Raw genomic sequence first — 243 nt, forward strand, 5'->3', positions numbered from 1 at the left:
CCCCGGAATCGCGAAGTCAAGCTGGTGAAGCCATGGCAGTACCGAAGCGAAAGAAGTCCCGTTCGACCACGCGTCATAGGCGGGCCCAGTGGAAGACCACGCCAACACAGTTGGTTGAGATCCGCGTTGAGGGCAAGGTCCTGCGCGTCCCGCGAAATCTGGTCAAGGCCTACCACTCTGGGCTGATCGACGTCGAGGACTGAACCCTGGGAGCCTGGGCGGTCCAGCATGACTGCTCAGGCT

At 61.7% G+C, this 243-nt stretch carries 1 protein-coding gene; it reads left to right on the top strand.

The genetic code is table 11. The annotated features are described in order from the left end of the window. Positions 1–203, top strand: a 203-nt coding sequence (gene rpmF / locus H6A60_RS13560; RefSeq protein ID WP_439145095.1) for a 50S ribosomal protein L32, incomplete at its 5' end; no start/stop codon positions are given. Positions 204–243 lie beyond the last annotated feature (40 nt).

Origin of the sequence: Sutterella massiliensis, from assembly GCF_016899755.1 — a bacterium.
Taxonomy (GTDB): domain Bacteria; phylum Pseudomonadota; class Gammaproteobacteria; order Burkholderiales; family Burkholderiaceae_F; genus Sutterella; species Sutterella massiliensis.